14 protein-coding genes are annotated in these 15,487 nt (G+C 71.6%); 7 read left to right on the top strand and 7 right to left on the bottom strand.

Going from position 1 to position 15,487, the window contains the following annotated elements:
• Positions 1-52: 52 nt before the first annotated feature.
• Positions 53-430 carry a metalloregulator ArsR/SmtB family transcription factor gene (locus AB0C15_RS03195; protein WP_030332125.1) on the top strand — a complete coding sequence of 126 codons (378 nt, stop codon included), beginning with the start codon at positions 53-55 and terminating at the stop codon, positions 428-430.
• 169 nt (positions 431-599) lie between these two features.
• Here the strand turns inward: AB0C15_RS03195 and AB0C15_RS03190 are convergent, their stop codons facing one another.
• Together AB0C15_RS03190 and AB0C15_RS03185 are read right to left on the bottom strand one after the other, a co-directional pair.
• Positions 600-1,421 carry a DedA family protein gene (locus tag AB0C15_RS03190; RefSeq protein ID WP_357348153.1) on the bottom strand — a complete coding sequence of 274 codons (822 nt, stop codon included), beginning with the start codon at positions 1,419-1,421 and terminating at the stop codon, positions 600-602.
• Between the two features lie 130 nt (positions 1,422-1,551).
• Positions 1,552-3,129 carry an LPXTG cell wall anchor domain-containing protein gene (locus AB0C15_RS03185; protein ID WP_357348151.1) on the bottom strand — a complete coding sequence of 526 codons (1,578 nt, stop codon included), beginning with the start codon at positions 3,127-3,129 and terminating at the stop codon, positions 1,552-1,554.
• 178 nt (positions 3,130-3,307) lie between these two features.
• Here AB0C15_RS03185 and AB0C15_RS03180 point away from each other — a divergent pair, with 178 nt between their 5' ends.
• Both AB0C15_RS03180 and AB0C15_RS03175 read left to right on the top strand, forming a co-directional pair.
• On the top strand, positions 3,308-3,787 hold the full coding sequence (locus AB0C15_RS03180) for a SigE family RNA polymerase sigma factor (RefSeq protein ID WP_357348150.1): 480 nt from the start codon (positions 3,308-3,310) through the stop codon (positions 3,785-3,787).
• 2 nt (positions 3,788-3,789) lie between these two features.
• Positions 3,790-4,851: an LCP family protein gene (locus AB0C15_RS03175; protein WP_357348148.1), complete on the top strand. Its 1,062-nt coding sequence runs from the start codon at positions 3,790-3,792 to the stop codon at positions 4,849-4,851.
• A gap of 60 nt (positions 4,852-4,911) precedes the next feature.
• On the opposite strand, the gene AB0C15_RS03170 is transcribed toward AB0C15_RS03175, so the two are convergent.
• Together AB0C15_RS03170 and AB0C15_RS03165 are read right to left on the bottom strand one after the other, a co-directional pair.
• A complete protein-coding gene (locus tag AB0C15_RS03170) occupies positions 4,912-6,489 on the bottom strand; it encodes an LPXTG cell wall anchor domain-containing protein (protein WP_357348146.1) in 1,578 nt (525 codons plus the stop codon).
• Between the two features lie 53 nt (positions 6,490-6,542).
• Positions 6,543-6,755, bottom strand: a complete 213-nt coding sequence (locus AB0C15_RS03165) for a hypothetical protein (protein WP_357348144.1) — start codon at positions 6,753-6,755, stop codon at positions 6,543-6,545.
• Between the two features lie 122 nt (positions 6,756-6,877).
• Here AB0C15_RS03165 and AB0C15_RS03160 point away from each other — a divergent pair, with 122 nt between their 5' ends.
• Positions 6,878-7,261, top strand: coding sequence for a phage holin family protein (locus AB0C15_RS03160; RefSeq protein ID WP_357348142.1), 384 nt, complete (start codon positions 6,878-6,880; stop codon positions 7,259-7,261).
• A gap of 134 nt (positions 7,262-7,395) precedes the next feature.
• Complete coding sequence (gene fbaA / locus AB0C15_RS03155; protein WP_357348140.1) at positions 7,396-8,421, top strand: class II fructose-bisphosphate aldolase; 1,026 nt, start codon at positions 7,396-7,398, stop codon at positions 8,419-8,421.
• 50 nt (positions 8,422-8,471) lie between these two features.
• Here fbaA and AB0C15_RS03150 read toward each other — a convergent pair whose 3' ends face one another.
• Positions 8,472-9,665 (bottom strand): hypothetical protein, encoded by a 1,194-nt coding sequence (locus AB0C15_RS03150; protein WP_357348138.1) that lies wholly within the window; start codon positions 9,663-9,665, stop codon positions 8,472-8,474.
• Positions 9,666-9,914: 249 nt separating this feature from the next.
• On the opposite strand from AB0C15_RS03150, the gene AB0C15_RS03145 reads away from it, so the two are divergent.
• Positions 9,915-10,343, top strand: coding sequence for a DUF3151 domain-containing protein (locus tag AB0C15_RS03145; RefSeq protein WP_238685276.1), 429 nt, complete (start codon positions 9,915-9,917; stop codon positions 10,341-10,343).
• Between the two features lie 46 nt (positions 10,344-10,389).
• Here AB0C15_RS03145 and AB0C15_RS03140 read toward each other — a convergent pair whose 3' ends face one another.
• Together AB0C15_RS03140 and AB0C15_RS03135 are read right to left on the bottom strand one after the other, a co-directional pair.
• Positions 10,390-12,795 (bottom strand): chromosome partitioning protein, encoded by a 2,406-nt coding sequence (locus AB0C15_RS03140; protein ID WP_357348136.1) that lies wholly within the window; start codon positions 12,793-12,795, stop codon positions 10,390-10,392.
• A 91-nt stretch (positions 12,796-12,886) separates the two neighbouring features.
• A complete protein-coding gene (locus AB0C15_RS03135; protein WP_357348134.1) occupies positions 12,887-14,047 on the bottom strand; it encodes a diacylglycerol kinase family protein in 1,161 nt (386 codons plus the stop codon).
• 124 nt (positions 14,048-14,171) lie between these two features.
• Here AB0C15_RS03135 and AB0C15_RS03130 point away from each other — a divergent pair, with 124 nt between their 5' ends.
• Positions 14,172-15,461 carry an adenylosuccinate synthase gene (locus tag AB0C15_RS03130; protein WP_357348132.1) on the top strand — a complete coding sequence of 430 codons (1,290 nt, stop codon included), beginning with the start codon at positions 14,172-14,174 and terminating at the stop codon, positions 15,459-15,461.
• Positions 15,462-15,487: the final 26 nt, after the last annotated feature.

Below are 15,487 nucleotides of genomic sequence, written 5' to 3'. Positions count from 1 at the left end.
TGCCGATTCGGATCTGCTGATATGCAGGCGGATCGATGCTGCTGGTGGAAGGATGGAATACGTGGGAACTGCGTTGGCCGAAATGACTATGCCTCAGATCTCGCCGCTAAACGGCGAGCCGATCGAACGTGCCGATGCCGAGCGTCTCGCCGGGGTCCTCAAGGCCCTTGCTGATCCTGCTCGGTTGCGGCTGCTCAGCCTGATCCAGTCGGCCCCCGAGGGCGAGGCGTGCGTCTGTGACCTGACCGCGCCGCTCGGCCTCTCCCAGCCGACGGTCAGTCATCACCTGCGTATCCTCACCGAGGCGGGCTTGTTGCAGCGGGAGAAGCGCGGTGTCTGGGCGTACTACAGCCTGGTCCCGAGTGCGATCGCGACGATCGCCGACCTGCTGACCCCGCCGCGTAAGCGAGCCACCAAGAAGGCCCGCTGACGTAGGCACCATCCGCCGTCCCGAGCCGGGGCGGTGTCCGGCGGCGAGCCAGGGGTGGCGCCACCGGATGGTTGACACCTGCTCGTCCCCGGTCGCGCACCACCGGAGGTCGGGTTCGACATGCCGACGGCCGACCCCCATTCCAGGGGGCCGGCCGTCGTCGTACCTCTCAACGATCCTGACCGTGCTCCGGGCGCTGACGACCGTGCTCGTGCCGGTCGTGCTCGAACGCCTCGCGGGCTGCCTCCACGGCACCGGCGGCGCTTGCCGCCGCGACCACCGCGACCGCCTCGCCGCGCTTGCGCGCGCGCCGGTCACGCAGGAACTCGAAGAAGATCGGCAGCACCGAGATCAGGATGATCAGGGCCACCACCGGCAGGATGTAGTGGTCGATCTTGTCGCCGATGGCCTGGTAGATCTGCTCGGCCAGCAGGTAGCCGATCAGCAGGATGCCGTCCACCCAGAGCACCGCGCCGACGATGTTCCAGAGCAGGAACTTCCTGGCCGGCATGCCGAGTGCACCTGCGACCGGGTTGAGGAACGTCCGGACGATCGGGATGAAGCGCGCCAGCACGACGGCCTTTGCCGGCCCGAACTTCTGGAAGTAGTACTCGGCCTTCTCGACGTACTCCTTCTTGAAGAGCCGGGAGTTGGGCCGCTCGAACATCGGCCGGCCGTATCGAGCGCCGAGCCAGTGCCCCAACTGGGCGCCGAGGATCGCGCAGATCGGCCCACCGATCAGCAGGCCGGCAAGGGAGAGGCGGGTGCCGTCGCCGAAGATCGCGTCCGCCACCGGCGACGAGGCGACGCCAGCGAGGAACAGCAGCGAGTCACCGGGGAAGAAGAAGCCCACCAGCAGGCCGGTCTCGGCGAAGAGGATCACCCACACGCCGATCAGCCCGAAGGTCTGCAACAGATCCTTGGGATCGAGCGGGTTCAGGGCGACGCTCTCCAGGAGAGCGCGGGTCTTCTCAGCTGTGTCCACGGCCACATAGGGTACCGAAGCCCAGGGCCCCGGCCGCGCCGGACCGGCCCGTCACCACCCGCCCGCGCAGCGAGGCCCTACGACGGTGCCCCGCCGACCCGGGTGGGTCGACGGGGCACCTGTGGTGCGGGGTCGATCAGGCGACGAAGCGGGTCCGGCGGCGCTTGGCCACCAGGTAGCCGCCGACGCCCGCGGCGAGCAGCAGCGCGCCGAGGCCGGCGATCAGTCCGGTGGACTGACCGGTGATCGGCAGCGACGGGCCGTCACCGTCACCGTCACCGCCGCCACCGCCCGTGCCGCCGGTCGCGTTCACCAGGATCTTGGCGACGTCGTTGGCGGGCTTCAGGTCGTCGTAGAAACCGCCGTCGCACTGACACGGCAGGTTGATCTTGACGGCACCAGTGTCGTTCGGAACGACCTTGTCGATTCGAAGCGTGAACTCGGCAGTCTCCTGGTCGCCGGCCTTGATGAACGGCGTTGGGTAGCAGCCGTAGACCCGGCCGCCCGGCTGACCCGGCTCGCCCCACTCCTCACCGTTGATCGGGAAGCAGAATTCCGGAGCCGCCACCGCCGTGGTGTTCTTCGGGATCTCCACGTTCATGTGGGTGACCGCCGAGCCGCCTCGGCTGCGGTCCAGCGTCGCCGGTCCGTTGTTGCGGAAGCCGACGGTGACCTCGACCTCGTCGCCCTTCTTGCCCGTGGCGTTGTCGCCGATCGCCTGGAGGTCGGTGCCGTTCTTGCCGGTCACCTTGACCACAAGGCTGGACCAGTTGTTGTCCGGCTCGGTGTCGGCCTGGGCGCCCCGAGCCCCGGCCTTCCCGGGGAGCTTGGCGAGGGAGAGCTTCCCGTCGGTCCCCGGCTTGCCCACCGAGACACCCATGCTGTCGAGATACGCGTCGAAGTCCTCGAACTCCGCGGGCGTCATCCAGCTGACCTCGCCGTACTCCGAACCCGGGGCGTACGAGTCTTCGCCGACCCGATAGGCGAGGCTGGCGCCGTAGGTGGCACCCGGCGCGAGGTCGTCGTCGAAGTGACAGCTACGCAGCTCGTCGTCCACGTAGGTGCAGTTGCTGTAGTGCTTGTCCGCGCGGATGCCGTAGTCGTTGTAGAAGATGACGCTTGCACCCTTGGCGGTCGTCTCGCCGGAGTTGCTCACCTCGACTGCCGCGGTGAACCTGCCGCCGGGGGCCGCCGACTTCTCGATCTCCGGCCCGGCGGCGAGGTCGACACCCTCACCCACACGGATCTTGGCGTCGTGGCTGATGGAGTCGAAACCGGCGGCGCTGAGCGTCACCTTGAGGGTGCCCGCATCCCCGTCCTTCGCGCCCTTGACGGGCGCGATGACGACGGGGGCGACACCGCCGAGGCCCCACTCCTCCACACCGATCTCAAAGGGATCGGCGCAGAGCAGGACGCCCTTTTCGGGGGTCGTGCAGTATTCGGACGGCGTCTCCGCCGCGACGGTGACCTTGTCTGCCAGGTCACGGTAGTCGTAGCGAACAGTGACGTCGCGGAGCACGACCGGAGCGCTGCTGTAGATGGTCGTGGAATCCACCTTGCCGGCGGAATCGGTCGCGATGGTCGTGTCACCGAAGTACAGGCCCAGCTTGACGGGCGCTTCGTCAACGGCGACGGCGGGGGTGGCGGAGGCGGCAACGAGCGCGCCTACGACGCCCAGCCCGGCGAGCCAGCGCCGGGTGGAGTGCTTGAGCATGGGGTTCCCTCGTGTCGGGGGACGAAAGGTGGAGCCAGCGGATCTTAAGAAACAGCTAAGGCTTCCGCCGCCCGCACCGGCCCGCCAGCGCGGATATTGGCCGAACGGATGATCGATCCCGCCGCAATGTTTCGCCCACCCGCTCCCGTCATCTGAGGCAGGAGCCCCGGGAGGTGCAGTGAGGTACGAGGAGTTCGCGGACACGCGGCTGGCCCCGCTACTGCGGTACGCGGTGATGCTCACCGGCGATCCGCACCAGGCCCAGGATCTGGTCCAGGAGACCATGGTCCGGGTCCAGCTCAACTGGCGTCGGGTCGCCCGCGCCGACTCGCCCGAGCGTTACGTACGCCGGATGCTCACCAACCAGTACGTCGACTGGCGGCGCGGCTCGTGGGTGCGCCGGGTGCTACTGCGCGGCGAGCCCGACCCGTCGGTGCCGGTGCCCACCGACCATGCCCAGTCCGCCGTGGACCGGGACCAGATCTGGACCTGGCTGTCCCGGTTGCCGCGTCGGCAGCGGGCCGCTCTGGTGCTGCGCTACTACGAGGACCTGCCCGACGTCGAGATCGCCGACATCCTCGGCTGCGCCGTCGGGACCGTCCGTTCGTCCATCTCCCGAGCCCTGGCGACGCTCCGGGCCGAATGCGTGGAGGCGTGAACATGATCGAGGATGACCTGCGTGCCGCGTTCGCCCGGCACGAGCCGTTGACCCCGGCGACCGGCCCACTGCGGGCCGCGATCGACCGGCTCGCCGCGGGCCGCCGTCGCCGCCGCCAGCGGTTCCAGGCAGCCGGCGTCACGCTCGCCCTGCTCGCCGCGCTCGGGTTCGGGGTGCCGCAGTTGCGCCCCGATCGACCGGCTGCGGACCCGCTGGTGTCGGAGCGAACGGCCGACGCGCGGTCCGAGGCGCTCAATGTCCTGCTGCTCGGTGTGGACGGGTTCGGCGACGAACCGTCGTACCGGTTGGCGGACTCCGTCCTGCTCGTGCACATCCCGGCGGACCGGAGCCGGCCGTACCTCATCTCGTTGCCGCGCGACCTGGAGGTGCCGATCCCCGGCCGGGGGGTCGACAAGCTCAACAGCGCGTTCTACACCGGCGCCAGCGAACCACGGCCCGACCTGGACGCCGGCTACGACCTGACCCGCCGGGTGGTCGCCGACCTGACCGGGGTACGCATCGACGCGGGCGCGGTGCTCACCTTCGCCGGGTTGCGCCGGATCACCGACGCCGTCGACGGTGTGGAGGTCTGCCTACCGAAGGAGGTTCGTTCCTGGCACACCCGGCGGGTCTTCCCGGCCGGCTGTCAGCGGCTCGACGGAGCCTCCTCGGTCGACCTGCTGCGGCAACGGCGGTACCTGCCCGACGGCGCGTCCGACCGGGACCGTAACGCCCAGCGCTACGTCGCCGGGCTGATCCGGCGCGCGGTCGCCCAGGAGGTGCTGAGCAACCCGGTCCGGCTCGCCGCGCTGCTGTCGGCAGCCGGTAAGGGTATGGCGTTCGACGACGACGGCGCGCCGTTGACCAGGCTGGTGGCGGTGCTGCCCGAGCTGAAGAGCCTCGATCCGGTGGGGCTCAGCCTGCCGGTCGGCCCGTCGGTGGGCAACACCGCGCGGTTGTCGTTGGACCCGAAGCAGGGCCCGGAGTTCCTCGCCGCGCTGAGCGGGGACCGGTTGGCGCAGTGGGTGGCGCAACACCCGGAGCAGGTCAACACCACCCGGTGATCACGCCGGCACCCCGTCGGCCCGGTACGGGTCGACGGGGCGTCGGGCGGACGGCCCGGGTCAGGCGTCGAGGCGGGTGGTGCGGGGTCGGGCGAGCAGGTAGCTGGCCACGCCGCTGACGAGCAGCAGGAAGCCGATGCCGGCGATCGTGCCGGTGGGGGTGCCGGTGATGGGCAGCGAACCACCGTCATCGCCACCGTCGCCGCCATTGCCACCGCCGCCGTCGCCTCCGCCGCTGCCACCCTGGGCCACGTTCACCACGATGGTGGCGCTGTCGTTTGCCGGTCTGGTGTCGTCCCGGAAGCCGCCGCCGGCGGGGCACTCGCACGGCGCGTTGACCCGCACCGCACCCCGGGCGTTGGGGATGACCTTGTCGATGCGCAGCCGGAACGTCACGGTGTAGGTCTGCCCGGCCACCAGGAGCATCTCCGAGGCGCACAGGTAACTGCGGGTGCCCTGCCGCACCTGGCACGTGTCGGGGACGTCGACGGCGGTCGTGCCCGGCGGCAGCTCGACGCCGGTGTGGGTGGCGGCCTCGTAGTCCTCGTTGGTCCGGTCGAGCGTCGCCGGGCCGTTGTTCCTGAAGCCGACGGTCGCCGTGACGACCGCGCCGGCCCCGCCCTTGAGCGTGGCGCCGACCGCCGCGAGGTCGGTGCCGTTGGTGCCGGTGGCCTTGATGGTCCACCCGGTGTGGTCGTTGCCCGGCCGGACGTCGGTCTGGTCGGCCTGACGCATCCTGCCGGGTGCCTCGGTCAGAGTCAGTCTCGGGCCGCTGCCGGGGGTGGGCGTGCGTGCGCCGACGGCCGCCCGCACCCGGCTCAGGTCCTCGAAGTCGGCCACCGTCATGAACTGGGCGTAGCCGGACTGGTTGGTGGGCGCGTAGGTGTCCTTGGCGAGTTCGAGGTTCAGCGTGGCGACGAGCCCGGTGCCCACCGGGATCTCCTCGTCGAACTGGCAGGAGACCAGACGGTCGTCGGAGTAGCGGCAGTTGCTGAACCGGTCCCTGGTCCGGATCGAGTAGGGGAGGTCGAAGACGGCGACGAACCCGGTGACGGTCTCGTCACCGACGTTTGCCACGGCCAGCGGCACCGTGAACGCCCCACCCGGCTTCGAGGAGACAGTGGTGAACGGCCCGCCGGCCAGGTCGACCCCCGCACCGACCCGCACCTGCGAGGTGTAGCTCCCGCGCCGCCCGCCGGCTGCCTGGAAGCTGACCGCGACGTCGCCGGAGTCGCCGAGCTGCGCATCGTCGGTGGCGGCGATGGTGACCTGCTTTGCCCCGTTGCGGTAGATGCCGCTGCCGAGCGGCGCCACCTCGTGCAGGACGATCTCGTCGGGCTCCTCGCAGACGAGAACGCCCGGCTCCGGGGCGGTGCACTTCTGGCCGTTGGCCGGGGCGATGGTGATCGTGTCGGCAAGCGAGCGGTAGTCGTATCGCACGGAAACGTCGGTGAGGACCGTGGGCTCGTCGGCGTACAGCGACAGGGCACGGGTCGTCGGGGTCGCGCCGACGGCCAGGGTGGCGTCCTGGAAGTAGGGCTCGACGGCGACTGCGGCGACGGCGGGGGTGGCGGAGGCGGCGACCAACGCGCCGGCAGCGCCGAGCCCGGTCAGCCAGCGGAGCGAGTGCTTGAGCATGGGTTCTCCCGTGGGGGCTCTCGACGCGACGGGCAGCCGGCCCGGCGGCGGGATCAGCGGTAGTCGTCCTCGTCCCCGGTGACCACCCGGGCCTGCTCCATCGCGTCCCAGTCGCCGACCTCCAGGCCGCGGTGCGGCTCACTGTCGACGTCGGCGGGGCCGGCGACAGTGGCCTGCTCGACCGCGTCCGCCGGGTTCGCCTCGGGGTCGCGTTCGTTCGGCGCCAGGTGGTCGCCGGGGGTGAAGTCCTCGTCGGGCTGACCCATCGTCCCTCCCGGGGTCTCGGGGCACGGTTGCACACACCGTACGGGCTGAAGGGGCGCTCTGCCCGGAGGTGGAGTAGGCGGAATCAGCCCTCGGCGACGCGACCCGGTGCCAGGATGGTGCCGTGGGCTTCCTCATCAGACTGGCGATCACCGCGGTCGCGTTGTGGATAACCACGCTGATCGTGCCCGGGGTCGACGTGCACGGCCGCTCGGGCGGCAACACCGTCCTCACCCTGATCGTGGTGGCGCTGATCTTCGGCGTGATCAACGCGGTGCTGAAGCCGGTGATCCGGGTCGTCGGCTGTGTGTTCTACCTGCTGACCCTGGGGCTGTTCGCGCTTGTGGTCAACGCGTTGCTGTTCCTGCTCACCGACCGGATCGCCCGCGGGCTCGACCTGCCGTTCCAGGTGGACGGATTCTGGCCGGCGTTCTGGGGAGCGATCGTGATGACCGTGGTGACCTGGCTGATCAGCGTCATCGTGCCGGACAGGCTGGACCGCCGGTGAACGGCTGGCACCGGGTCGGTTGTTCCGGTGCCTCTCACCTACGGGATACTTCCCACGGAGGACAGCGCGGTCCGGCGCACACATGAAGAACAGCGGCCAGCACGGCCGAGAGTGGTAAGTAAGGAGCGCATCACATGCCCATCGCTTCCCCCGAGGCTTACGCGGAGATGCTGGACCGCGCCAAGGCCGGCCGGTTCGCGTACCCCGCGATCAACGTGACCTCCTCCCAGACGCTGAACGCGGCGCTCAAGGGCTTCGCCGACGCGGAGAGCGACGGCATCATCCAGGTCTCCACCGGTGGCGCCGAATACCTGTCGGGTCCCTCGATCAAGGACATGGTCACCGGCGCGGTGGCGTTCGCCGCGTACGCGCACGAGGTGGCCAAGAAGTACTCGGTCAACATCGCGCTGCACACCGACCACTGCCCGAAGGACAAGCTGGACAAGTTCGTCCGTCCGCTGATGGGCATCTCGCAGGAGCGGGTGAAGCGCGGCGAGGAGCCGCTGTACCAGTCGCACATGTGGGACGGCTCGGCCGTGCCGGTCGCGGAGAACCTGCAGATCGCCGCGCAGCTCCTCGACGAGGCCGCCAAGGCCAAGATCGTCCTCGAGATCGAGGTCGGCGTCGTCGGTGGCGAGGAGGACGGCGTCGAGAACGCCATCAACGACAAGCTCTACACCACCACCGACGACGGCCTGGCCATGGTCGAGGCGCTCGGCCTCGGCGAGAAGGGCCGCTACATGGCGGCGCTGACCTTCGGCAACGTGCACGGCGTCTACAAGCCGGGCAACGTCAAGCTGCGTCCGGAGATCCTCAACCAGATCCAGGAGGCGGTCGGCGCCAAGTACGGCAAGGACAAGCCGCTCAGCCTGGTCTTCCACGGCGGCTCGGGCTCCCTGCTCAGCGAGATCCGCGAGGCTCTGGACTACGGCGTGGTGAAGATGAACATCGACACCGACACCCAGTACGCCTTCACCCGCCCCGTCGCGGACCACATGCTCCGCAACTACGACGGTGTGCTGAAGATCGACGGCGAGGTCGGCAACAAGAAGCAGTACGACCCGCGCGCCTGGGGCAAGGCCGCCGAGGCCGGCCTGGCCGCCCGCGTCGTCGAGGCCTGCGAGCACCTGCGCTCGACCGGCACCACGATGACCAAGTAACGACGGACCACCAACGGCCGGCACCCCGCACGGGGGCCGGCCGTTCGTCGTCAGGCGGTCAACAGGCGTACGGCCTCCCGCACGTCGTCGGTCAGGTGGATCGTCGCCGCCAGGTCACCGAACGGGGACGCGGCCAGCAGCGGGCGCAGCAGCGCCTCCACCGGCAACTCCTGGGTCCAGTAGGCGCGGTCCAGGAAGATGTACGCCCCGCTGGCGCCGTCGGTGCCGTAGTAGGTCTTGGTGGCCGCCTGGAACACCTCCTGCACCGTGCCCGCCCGCCCCGGCGCGAAGACGATGCCGCCCCGGGCGAGGCGCAGGATGGTGTCCTCCCGGATCGCGTTCGAGAAGTACTTCGCGATCCGCCCGGCGAACAGGTTCGCCGGCTCGTGCCCGTACAACCAGGTCGGGATGGCCAGACCACCCGCACGCGCCCAGCCCAACTCGTCGCCACGCTGCCGGGGTATCCCCGCGTACCGCTGCCGGACCGTCAGCGCCGTGGCCGTGTACCGCTGGTGATCGGTGAAGTCGGGGGCGGTGGCCAGCAGGTCGATCGCGGCCGTCACGTCGGTCGCCGGGCGGTCCGCCAGGTAGGCGCCGAGGTTCGCGGCCTCCATCACACCCGGGCCGCCGCCGGTCACCACCAGCCGGTCGGCCCGCGCCAGCTCCCAACCCAGCACGGCAGCCATCCGGTACGCGGGGCTGCCGCGCCGCACCGCGTGGCCACCCATGATGCCCACCACCGACTGCGGCCCGTACGCGGCCAGCCAGACCCGGGTGGCGTCGGCGAGCGCGTTGTCCACGCCGTGGTCGTGCAGCCGCTGACCCAGCGCCTCCTTGACGTCCGGCAACGCGCCGCCGTGCGCCCGGTAGTGGTCGTACACCCGGGTGTCGTACATCCCGGTGAACCCGCCCTCGGCGAACCCGGCGGCCAGGTCGTCAGGGGTGTAGAGGTGCGTCGGCTGGGTCGGGTACGGCAACCCGGAGAACGGCGGCACCACGTTCGCGCCGCGCCGGACCAGATCGGCGCCGACGTCCCGGGACGCGAACCGGCAACCGACGAAGAGGGTGCCGGCGACGTCGACGCCGGTCAGGTCGGGCACCGGCGCCAGGTCGAGCCGCAGGCCCTGCACGGTCAGCCCGGTCAGCCGGCCGGTGGCCAACTGCTGATCGAACTCGGCCCGGGTCTGGATCTCACCGGCGTGCAGGTGCGGCTCGATGACGTCCGCGGGAGGTGGAGTCGGCACCGGGCCATCCTGCCCGTCCGACGGGGCCGGCCAAACCTCGGGCCCGGGGTGGAACCGACAGGAGCCCGGTGGTCGTGGCCACCGGGCTCCTGCGTAACCGGTTCCTGGGGAGGCTCCGGACCATTAGTTGTAGTGGAAAACACCAGGCTCCGGCATAGGCCGCAGGCGTGACCAACTCCTCAGCCGTTCAGCGGAACACGTCGGCCGACCCGCTCGCGTGTCGCCCTGTCCAGCGGGTTGAATGGGGCGATGCAGAACCTTTTGCCAGAGCCACCGGCCACCCGCCTGCCCGTGAACGACGAGGCCGACGCCGCCCTGGCCGCCGCCGCCGAGGCCGGCACCGACGAGGCGTACGCCAACGTGGCGGCCGGCTTCCCGACCTACAGCGCGGCCTGGGCGGAGCTGGCGGCGCGGGCGTTCGCGCAGGGCCAGGTGGTGACGGCGTACGCGTACGCCCGCACCGGCTACCACCGGGGCCTCGACCAGCTTCGGCGCAGCGGGTGGAAGGGGCACGGCCCGGTGCCGTGGTCACACGAACCCAACCGTGGCTTCCTCCGCTGCCTGTACGTGCTGTCCCGGGCTGCCGACGAGATCGGCGAGGCCGACGAGGCGGCCCGCTGTGCCCAGTTCCTGCGCGACTGCGACCCGGAGGCGGCGGACGCGCTCGCCAGCAACTGACCCGACCCCCGACGGCCGGCCCGACACCGGGCCGGCCGTCGTCGGGTCACAGCCCCTCGGCTACCGCGGCGGCGATCTTCAGCCAGGCGTCCCGGGTGGCCGAGGAGAGCCCGCCGTACCGGATCGGCTCGCCACTGTCGATGAGCCGCTCGTACGGGGCCAGCAGCACCGCCCGGGTGCGGGCCGCGAAGTGCTCCTGGATGGCCGGCAGGTCGATCTCCTTGCGCGACGGCGGCATCGACACCACCGTGACGGCCTGACGGACCAGCCGTTGCCGCCCGCTCTGCTCCAGGTGGTCGAGCATCCGGGCGGCGGTCTCGGCCGAGTCGTTACGGGCCGACATGGTGACCACCAACTGGTCGGTGGCGTCCATCGACGCCTGCCAGTTCTGCGCCCGGACGTTGTTCCCGGTGTCCACGAAGATCAACTTGTAGAACCGGCTGACCACCTCACGGATTTCGGCGAACGCGGCGGCGGTCAACATCTCGCCCCCGGTGGCCGACTCGTCCGAGGCCAGGACGTCGAACATCCCCTCGCCCTGCGAGCGGACGTACTGCGACAGGTCGCCGACCCGGCCGTGTGCGCCCTGGAACTGCCCGAGGTCACGCAGCATGTCCCGCACCGTGCGGGAGTGGAAGTCCTGTTGGGCCCGCATCCCGAGGGTGCCCTGGGTCTCGTTGTTGTCCCAGGCCAGCACGTAGCCGCCGCGCTTCTGACCGAAGGTCATCGCGAGCAACAGGATGGCCACCGTCTTACCGGCGCCGCCCTTCGGGTTGACGACAGTCACCTGCCGCAGGCCGCCGAAGTTGCGACGCACCATCTCGATGTCCCGCTTGAGCTCCTGCTCGTGCCGCCCCGGTGAGAGCCGGAGCAGGCCCATTTTGTTGACCACCGCGCGTACGCCCATCGTCGCCACCGGGTCGGCGGGCCGGACCTGGCGGCGTCGGGCGAAGTCCTCGGCGGTCGGCGCGGCGGTCTCCTCCGGCGTCCAGCTCGCGTCCGGGTACGCCGCCGCGTCCGGGTAGGCGGGGGCCGGCATCCGGGTGACCCCGTCGGCCTCCTGGTACGCCTGCCCGGGAGTGCCACCGGGCGAGCCCTGCTGCCAGGGTGGCGGGTACCAACCCGGTGAGGGCGGGAACGGCCCCGGCGGTGGGGTCGCCGACCCGGCCTGCGGAGGGGCGTGCTGCGCCGCTGGAGGGCTCTGCGGCGGGGTGCTGAACTGCGTCAGGTCGGGCGGCGGCGGAATCTGCGCCGGGCCGACCTGGCCCGGGATCGTCGGGGTGGACGACGGCCCGGAGTGCGCCTGCGCGGGACCGACGGGTGGGATGACGGGCGGCGGCGGAATCGGAGGCGTGGCGCCGGCCACGTCCTGAGCGGGCGCTGCTCCGGCCGGGCGTTGCGGCGGATACGCCCACGGCGACTCGGCGATCGGCCGCGCCGACCCGTCGGCCGACCCGTCGTCGCCGGACCCACCGGCCTGCGCTGCCGGTCCACCAGCCTGCGCTGCCGGTCCACCAGCCTGCGCTGCCGATTCAGCGGTCTGCGGTGCTGGTCCACCGGCCTGCGCTGCCGGTCCGCCAGTCTGCGGTGCCGGCCCGGTCGCCGCCACGGAGCCTGCGGCCGGGGAGGCTGCCGGCGGGGTGCCGGCGACCGTCGGGGGCTCGGTGACGCCCGGACCGGCGGCGGACGCGGTGGTGGCCGGGATGGGCCGGTCGGTAGCTGCGGCCGACTGGTCGGTGACTGCGAACGTGGCGGGGCGGTCCACAGCGGCAGTGGGGCGATCCAGGGTGAACGGCAGGTCCAGGTCCACCCCGCCCGGGGTGTTCGGCACCGCGGGCGTCGAACCCCGGTCGCCGGGCTGCGCCTGCGGCGCTGCGCCAGCCTTGCCTGCCACGTCGGCTGCGGCACCGGCCGCGCCGCTCACGGCGGGGCGGCCGTCACCCGGCGTGGCGGTGATGTGCGGTGTCAGCGCGGCGGGGGCGCTTGCGCCAACCGGCCCACCGTTGCTGCCGGGGCCGGTTGCCGGCGTCGTCGGTCGAGCACCGCTCGTCGGCGGCGCGGGCGGCGGTGACGCCACGGCCGGGTCGGTCGGTGGTGGCCAACTCGGCTGTGCCGGCGCCCAACCCGACCCGGTGCCGGACGGCCCGTTGGCCCCCCACCCGCCAGGCGCGGGGACGGCGCCGGTGAGCGACGGGTAGTCCGACGGCGAGGGCGGTGCCTGGGCCGCAGCGCCCGGCTGACCAGGGACCGGCGGTCGCCCGGTCGGCGGCGCCGCCACCGGTGGTGTGACAGGTGGCGTGACCGCCGGCGGCCCACCCCGCTGCTCGGCGACGGCAGCCCAGGGCGGCACCGCGCCCCGGTCGCCCGGCTCCGGCGGCCAGAGTGGTTCGACGTCCCGCTCCGGCACCGGCTGCTGGCCGGGCACCTGCGCCCGGTCGGCGTTCTCGTCCATTACGGCCCTCCCCAGTCCTCCTGCGAGGATAGGCCCATTCACCCAGCAGGGCTGATCGGCGCAGGCAGGTCGGCCGGTCGATGCGTCGAGGTCAGTTCGACCAGACCGCCCAGGCACCCGGCTCGATCCACCAGGACCGCTTGCGGGTCAGCTCGCTCTCGACACCATCGTCGAGGTACGGCACCTTGCCCTCGCGGGGCAGCACCGACACCGCCCGCCCACGGGCCCGCCGAACTTCGAGGCGTACCCGCTTGCGCCCCCACGCCGAGCGGACGACCACCGGCACTGCCACCGCGACCTCGACCTGGCCGTCGGCCGGGTCCGGCCCGCTCAGCAGGGTCACGTCGTTCAGCGTCGCGTAGCCGCCGGCGTTGCCGACCGCGCAGGCCAGCAGCGGTTCCGTACCGTCGCTGAGAATGGTGTCGTCGACCTCCACCCGGGCGCGCCAGTGCAGCGGCCGGCCGGTGTCGTCGGCGGCGCCGAGGAGCGCGCCGTCCAGGGTCACCGAGCCGCCGTCGTTGCGCAGCAGGTCCAGTCGGCGCGGCGTGCCGTCCAGCACCGCGGCGGCCACCGCCGCCGGGTCGCGGGGCAGCCCGAGCTGCGCGGCCAGGTCCCGGTGGGTGCCGCCACGAGCCGGGTCGAGCGGGAGTACGGCCACCGGCGGCAGGTCGGGCAGGGTCCGGTTGCCGGGCAGGTCCGCGGGGCGCTTGCTCGGCGCCGGGGCGTACCGCCGGACCAGCCGGCGCAGCACGGCGCGCAACTGCCCGTCGCTGGCCGTGGCGACGACCAGCCGGGTCTTGCTGTCCTGGTCCGGCCAGGTGAGGCCGTCCGGACGGGCCGGGCCGTCCAGCCGGGCCAACACCGCGTCGATCTCCGCGTCGGAACGGGCGGTGACCATCTCCACCCGGGCGCCCCGGGCGGTCAGGGCATCGGCGCAGGCCAGCACGGGCACCCGTGGCCGCTCCGTGGCGCACTGCCCGGTGTCGGCCTGGTCGCTGGCCCTCAGGGCGTCGGCCCGATCCTCGCTGGTCTCGCCGGTTTCGGTCTGGTTGGCCTTTCCGGCGTCGGCCTGGTCGGTGCTGGTCTGGTCGGCGTCGGCCTGGTCGGTGCTGGTCTGGTCGGTGCTGGACTGGCCGGCGTCGGCCTGGCCGGTGTCGGTCCCGTTCGCGCCGCCGCAGCAGGCCCCGCCGCTGCCACAGCCCCCGGGAGCGTCCCGCTCCGAACCGAGGGTGAGCAGCACCACGTCGTACACGGAAGGAGCCTCCTGCCTCTCGACGCGACCCCTGCCGGCCGCGCCGTCACTACTTGTTAACCTGACACCCCGGGCTCGCCGAGCGGTCGCCACCTGGCACCCGAGCCTTCTGGAGGCGGAAGAGATGCCAGCGATCGTGCTCCTCGGCGCTCAGTGGGGCGACGAGGGCAAGGGCAAGGTTACCGACCTGCTGGGTGAGCGGGTCGACTACGTCGTGCGCTACTCCGGCGGCAACAACGCCGGACACACGGTGATCACCCCGGACGGCCAGAAGTACGCGCTGCACCTGATGCCGTCCGGCGCGCTCTCACCGGACGCGATGATCGTCATCGGCAACGGTGTGGTCGTCGACCCGAAGGTGCTGCTCGCCGAGATCGACGGCCTCGCCGAGCGCGGCGTCGACGTGTCCCGGCTGCGCATCTCCGGTGACGCGCACCTGATCATGCCGCACCACCGGGCGCTGGACCGGGTCATCGAGCGCTACCTCGGCTCGTCCCGGATCGGCACTACCGGCCGTGGCATCGGCCCGGCGTACGGCGACAAGGTCGCCCGGATCGGCATCCGCCTCCAGGACCTGCTCGACCCGGGCATCCTGCGCAAGAAGCTGGAACTCGCCCTGCGCGAGAAGAACCAGATCCTGTTCAAGGTCTACAACCGCAAGGCGATCGACCTCGAGGCCACCGTCGAGGAGTACCTGGAGTACGCGGAGCGGCTCAAGCCGTACATCGCGGAGACCCGGGCGATGCTCTGGGACGCCCTGGACCGGGGCGAGACGGTGCTGCTGGAGGGCGCCCAGGCCACCATGCTCGACATGGACCACGGCACCTACCCCTTCGTGACCTCGTCCAACCCGACCGCCGGTGGCGCGTGCGTGGGCGCGGGCATCCCGCCGACCGCGATCAACAAGGTCATCGCGGTGAGCAAGGCGTACACCACCCGGGTCGGCGCCGGGCCGTTCCCGACCGAGCTGTTCGACGCCAACGGTGACCACCTGCGCAAGATCGGCGCGGAGTACGGCACCACCACCGGGCGGGAGCGGCGGTGCGGGTGGTTCGACGCGGTCGTGGCCCGGTACGCCTGCCGGCTCAACGGCGTCACCGACCTGGTCATCACCAAGCTGGACGTGCTGACCGGCCTGCCCAAGGTGCCGATCTGCGTCGGCTACGAGATCAACGGCGTCCGGGTCGACGACATGCCGATGAGCCAGACGGACTTCCACCACGCCACGCCCGTCTTCGAGGAACTCGACGGTTGGTGGGAGGACATCACCAAGGCCCGCACCATCGAGGACCTCCCGGAGAACGCCCGCCGCTACATCGCGCGCGTCGAGGAACTCTGCAACACCCGGGTCAGCGTCGTAGGCGTAGGCCCAGGCCGAGAAGAAAACGTCCACATCCACCCCCTCCTCCCCTAACAGCCCCCTCCCCTCCCCCTCCCCTC

This window comes from Micromonospora sp. NPDC048835 (genome assembly GCF_040649995.1).
Taxonomy (GTDB): domain Bacteria; phylum Actinomycetota; class Actinomycetes; order Mycobacteriales; family Micromonosporaceae; genus Micromonospora.
Note: the sequence above shows the minus strand (reverse complement) of the source record. Positions and strands in the feature narration are given on the sequence as shown.